Source organism: Thermoflexus sp. (genome assembly GCF_025055495.1).
Classification (GTDB): domain Bacteria; phylum Chloroflexota; class Anaerolineae; order Thermoflexales; family Thermoflexaceae; genus Thermoflexus.
In genome coordinates this window covers 1-5481 of record NZ_JANWXB010000344.1, presented here as the reverse complement: position 1 = coordinate 5481, position 5481 = coordinate 1, and the positions used below count along the sequence as shown (strand labels likewise).

The 5481-nt window shown below is 64.6% G+C and carries 3 protein-coding genes; all 3 read right to left on the bottom strand.

Going from position 1 to position 5481, the window contains the following annotated elements; genetic code table 11:
- Positions 1–96 precede the first annotated feature (96 nt).
- Positions 97–879 (bottom strand): cyclase family protein, encoded by a 783-nt coding sequence (locus NZM16_RS10995; RefSeq protein WP_295480373.1) that lies wholly within the window; start codon positions 877–879, stop codon positions 97–99.
- Positions 880–1058: 179 nt separating this feature from the next.
- A complete protein-coding gene (locus NZM16_RS10990; protein ID WP_295480371.1) occupies positions 1059–3005 on the bottom strand; it encodes a hypothetical protein in 1947 nt (648 codons plus the stop codon).
- A 145-nt stretch (positions 3006–3150) separates the two neighbouring features.
- Complete coding sequence (locus NZM16_RS10985) at positions 3151–4950, bottom strand: DNA repair helicase XPB (protein WP_295480369.1); 1800 nt, start codon at positions 4948–4950, stop codon at positions 3151–3153.
- Positions 4951–5481: the final 531 nt, after the last annotated feature.

Here is a 5481-nt window from a genome sequence, read left to right as displayed (position 1 = left end):
GGGGAGGGGCCATGGCCTTCTGGACAGGCTTCGGTTCCTCGAACCCCCAGTCTATAACTGGACAAGGCACTCCGTCCCATCGGATAATCGGGCGGATTAGGGCACGAATGCCATCACGGAAAGCGGCGTCCCCGATCCGTTCTTGAGGCGTAGAATGCCCAGCACCAGCGTCGCGCCGGTGGGCGGCAGTTGATCCAGGTTGGTCAGACACTCCAACGCGATGCCGTTGCGCCGGGCGACTTCCACATTGGTCGCGAAGGTGGTATCCTGGCCCGGATCCAGGCCATGAGTATCGGTGCCCAGCCCCGCCACCCCGCGTTCCTCAAAGAGAAACCGGGCAGTCGTGCCCTCAAAGCCCGGAAAGTGCAATCCGCCCTCAGCGTCCAGGCCCATGAAGGCCTTCGGATCGCTCCACTTATACTGCCATCCCGTAAAGAGAATCACCACGCTGCCCTTCGGAATCCTTCCGTGCTTCCTCTCCCAGTCGAGCACATCCTCCACGGTCAGCGCATAGTCCGGGTTCGCCGCCGCCTTCTCCCGAATGTCGATCACTACGGCGGGCACGACCAGGGACTCCGGCGGATAGGCGTCGATCCCTCGACCGCCCTCCACGAAACTATTCGAGGCGTTCATATGCGTGGCGCTGTGCTCGCCGATCGAGAACCGTCGCAGATAGTAGCCATGGGTCGCAAAATCGGCGACCACTTCGAATTCCACCGGTGGATCGCCCGGCCAGAGGGGAATATTCGTATCGATGACATGGCTCAAATCCACCACGCGAGAATACGTGATCGTCTTCTTTCCACTATCTGCACGGCCACAGGCTGAAGTGGCAACTGCGAAACAAAGAAAAGCGATAAAAAGAGGGTGCTTGTTCATGGCATCCTCCTGCTCACAAAGATCAAGGGGGAGCCCTTCTTCATCAAGATCAAGGGCTTGTGCCAGGCTTCACCCGCAGTGCTTTGGCCCGTTATAAATTCGGGAATCGGACAACGGAAGCCCATCCCCAGAGGGGAGGGTCCCTCCCCCCGCGGCCCTTCGGTAATAAGGGGAGACCGTCATCCCCTCACGACGGTGGGATAATATCCTCGCTCCCGCATTTCCTTTTGCAGGCGCTCGAGGGCGGATTCCTCAATGATGACCAGGTTAGGCGCCAGCCAGCCCAGGATGGCGGAGTCCAAGGAGGTGGCTGCGAGGAGCTCCTGTAAGAGGAGCGGATCTCCGGTCTCTAAGAGCGTCACGTTCTCAAAGGCCTGCACCCGGCTCAGGCGGGCCCAGGTCTTCTGGAGCGCCCGGCGCAGGCTGGGAGCAGGCGACAGGCCGGAGGCCTCAAAGAGCCCCAGGATCTCTTCGGGCCGATACCCCTCCCGGAGCATCCTCTCGATCCGCGTTTCATCCAGGGTAAATACGAACGGGGAGCCGGTCGGCCGGCCCAGGCGGCTCGAAAGCCATAGCAGACGGGCCGACTCCGGACCCGGCCGCACCGACCAGGTCCGCTCATCCAGCCATCGAGTCTCCGGCAGGGATGCCGGCTCGAGGGTTCCTTCTACAGTAGACCCACCTTTCCCCGCTTCCCTCCGGATCCAGCGGCGGCCGCGCGGCGTCAGGCGGAACGCCCGCAAATCGTCCCTTTCATAGGCGAGGGCCACTGCCCCCAGCCAGAACAGCGCGCCCTCGAGATACGCTCGCAGGTGCTCCGCGAGGGAGAGCGGCTCCTGAGCCGGATGGCCACGGGCCAGCCGCCAGGGCCGGTCGATCGCTGGGCCTGCAAATCCGAGCGGCCGTGCGACCTCCAGCGCCCGGGCCACATCGGTCCAGTCCACCCATTCATCCGGCAATCCTTCCAGCAGGCGGATCAGGGCCTGCCGGCCCAATCCCCATTCGTAATAGAGCCGTTCCATCCCTCCGGTCCAGCCAATGGACCGCCACAATCGAACCGTTGGATCCCGCCGCTGGAGCCAGAGGATCTCAAACAGGGTGGCACCGCTCCGCCACAGCTCCCACAGCCGATCCATAAGCTCCCTATCGTCCGCCTCCCAGGGGGCCGGCGAGGCCGGAAAGCGCTCTCCCAGGGGCACACCGGAAAGCCGCCACATCGCCTCCACCAGGAACGCTGCGCCTTCCCACGGCAGCCCGATCCGTTCCATCACCGCCTCGACGGATCCGGAGACCAGCCAGCTCACCGGCACCGTGATCCACTCATAAGGAGGAGGCCCCCAGGGATGTCGGGCGAGGAGAGCGTCCACCTCCTCCGGATCATGAGGCCATCCCCACAACCAGGGGAAAAGGCTCGCCCGGGGATGCACACGGAAGGTGACTCCCATGCGCCGGGGGAGCAGCTCGCGACGGGCCTCGCGCAACAGCGGGGCCAGGGGGGGTGCCGCCACGATCCGGTCAGGCGGGAAGCTACGATAGACGGTGAAGGGGAAAGCGGGGTTCGGGAGCGCGGAGATCTCCAGGGCCGCCGCGAGATGGGCATGGGGGCGGGGTCGTGCCTCATGGCCCAGGGCGCAGGGGATTAACAGCCCTTTCCGGATCGCCCGGTTCCAGATCTGCCGGAACGCTCGGCGTTCCGCTCCGGTCTGGCGAATCCACCGCGTTTCGAGATCCTCTAGGTCCACCCGCTCGGTCCCCAGCAAGCGGATCAGACCCAGGAGGCCCTCCAGCTCCGGGTCCAGCTCCTCCTGCCACAATCCCAATCGCAGGTAGAGAAAAAGCCGGGCCGCCAGCCGGCGCGCGAGTTCCGGCTTTCGCCCACGGGGGAGTGCCCATCCCCGAAGGCGAGCGATGCGAAGCAACTCCTCAGCGGTCCGCTGCTGTAGCTGAGCTTCCAGCCGCCGCAGATCCTCCAGGCCCTCCTCCGGCACGGGGCCGACATCCAGCACCAGGGCGAGCCAGGCCGCCACCTCGTGAACGCACGGCTTCCCGCTTCGACAGCTGCAGCCTCGCTCGCACAACGCCTCCAGACGGATCTCCTCCCCGTGTCGAGGGCGCCGCCATTTCATCTCCCTGGAAACGCTTCCGGCGTATTTCGATCGGGGCGGGGAAGAAACGGTCACGAAAAGCGCGTCTCCGTCTCCGGGACGCCAGTGGATCCGGCCGGAGGACCATAGACGGAACGCCTCGATCAGGAGCGAGCGGGGGAATCCATCAAGCCAGCGATCCGCGCCCATCGGAGGAAGGTCCTTGCCCATCGGAGCGTGTCCCGGGCAGGGAACGATACCAGGCGGGAACATCCGCGACAGCTGGACGATAAGCCGGCAGTTCCTCCGCCTCGAGGATCTCATAGCGATAGCCCTGCTCCGTCAAGAACAGCTGGCGCCGGGCTGCGTAATCCTGATCCACAGTATCCCGGGTGACCAAGGTGTAGAAATGCGCCAGGACCCCGTTCCGCTTGGGGCGAAGGATCCGGCCCAAACGCTGGGCCTCTTCCTGACGCGATCCGAAGGTCCCCGAAACCTGGATGAGCACGTTGGCATCCGGGAGATCGATGGCGAAGTTGCCCACCCGCGAGACCACCAGACGGCGGATCTCTCCCCGGCGCAATTGCTCGAAGAGTCGCTCTCGCTCGGCCACTGGCGTGCGGCCCGTGATCAGCGGAGCACGGATCGCCCGGGCGATCCGTTCCAGCTGATCCAGATAGTGGCCGATGATCAGCACTGAATCTTCCCGATGCTTTTCCAGCAACTGACGGATCACGGGCTCCTTCGCCCGGTTGGTCGCCGCCAAGCGATACCGTTCGTTCTCTTCCGCCGTTGCATATCGAAGCCGGTCCTCCGGCCCCATTGGGACTCGGACCTCGTGGCATTCCACCGCGGCGATCCAGCCTTGCGCCTCCAGTTCCCGCCAAGGCGCCTCGTAGCGCTTAGGGCCGATCAGGGCGAACACCTCCCGTTCCAGGCCATCCTCCCGCACCAAGGTGGCGGTCAGCCCCAGGCGGCGCCGGGCCTGGAGGTGGGCCGTGATGCGGAAGACCGGCGCGGGAAGCAGATGGACCTCATCGTAGATGATCAGCCCCCAGTCCAGGGCGTTGAACAGGCGGAAATGCGGAAACTGGCGGAGAAGATCCTCTTCGAAATCTCGTCGGGGGCGGTGAGTGAGGATGGCGTAGGTGGCCACCGTCACCGGGCGGATCTGCTTCCGATGGCCCGTGTATTCCCCGACCTGATCCGGGCTCAGATCGGTCTTATCCAGGATCTCGGCGATCCATTGGCGGGCGGCGACGGTGCTGGTGGCGATGATCAGCGTGGCCGTCTGCAACCGGGCCATCACCCCCAGGCCGACTACGGTCTTCCCAGCCCCGCATGGAAGCGAAATCACCCCACTCCCCGCCTGAAGGAAAGCCTCGATGGCCTCCTCCTGGTAAGGCCGCAGGCGGAACGGCTCACCGGTCGACCGCGAGGCGACGCGCAGGCGCAGATCCAGACGCGCCCCTTCGACGTATCCCGCCGCGTCCTCCACCGGGTAACCCAGATAAAGGAGCGCCTGCTTCAGATGTCCACGGGCCCGGGGTTCCACCTCCGCCCGATCCCGGACCGGAGCCCCCGGAGCGGTCCGGAGGAAGGGGACGACCACAGGCTGACTCGTGGCCCAAGCCAGGAGCGCTGGATCGTCCGCGACCAGCCAGAGTCGGCCGTTTTCCATCTCTAATCGGAGCCGCCCATAACGAGCCATCCACGCCTGAATCTCCTGACGGAGCGCTTCGGGGACATGGCCGCCGCTGAACTGCTCGAGATCCCCCAGGATCATCTCCGCCGTAAGGCCCAGGGCGGCCGCGTTCCATACCGAGAGCGGGGTGATGCGGTAGACATGGATCGGCCCGGCGCTCCGTTCCAGATCCGCGAAACGGGCCAGGGCATCCCGAGCCCGCTCATACTCGGGATGGCGGGTTTCCAGCCAGACCGTTCGATCGGTCTGGATTGTGAGCGGAAAATCGAGTCGGATCGCCATGGGCCACGCCGGAACAGGATCCAATTCAGGAGCCCCGCCGCGAATCTGCCCCGGAGCTTGAGGCCGGGCCGCCTTTTAGGCCTTTGACCCCATGGCCCCCCGGATGGGGGAAAGACCATGGGCCTCCGGTGAAGATCCGCGACGCAATTCCGAAGGCTATTCATTTTCGTCGAGGTGGAGGGATTTGGCAAACCAGGGGAATGCGCGGTGGAGATTTCCCGCCGGTTTTGTCCGTCTTTGATCGGAGGGTCTTCGGGATGGGGCTGGGGCCAAAGGCTCCCACCCTCACCCTCGAAAGATTTTTTCTCCTCTCTCCCCATGGCCCGAAGGGCCGTAAGGCCGCCCCCCAATCCCTGTTTTCATCCCTCCTCCCCCCCCTTCGCCGAGGGAGGGTGAGAATACGGTATTGGAGGGGCGGTGCCGGCCACGAATTCAACACGAATACACAAATGATTCGTGTATTCGTGCCCCATTCGTGGACGGCCCCCCTTTCCGCTTTCAGAAAGCCCCGACGACTTATGAGGAAGCGGC

What these genes read in the sequence shown, in the direction of transcription:
- NZM16_RS10995 (WP_295480373.1), bottom strand. Translation starts at nt 879, where the DNA reads ATGAACAAGCACCCTCTTTTTATCGCTTTTCTTTGTTTCGCAGTTGCC.
- NZM16_RS10990 (WP_295480371.1), bottom strand. Translation starts at nt 3,005, where the DNA reads ATGAAATGGCGGCGCCCTCGACACGGGGAGGAGATCCGTCTGGAGGCG.
- NZM16_RS10985 (WP_295480369.1), bottom strand. Translation starts at nt 4,950, where the DNA reads ATGGCGATCCGACTCGATTTTCCGCTCACAATCCAGACCGATCGAACG.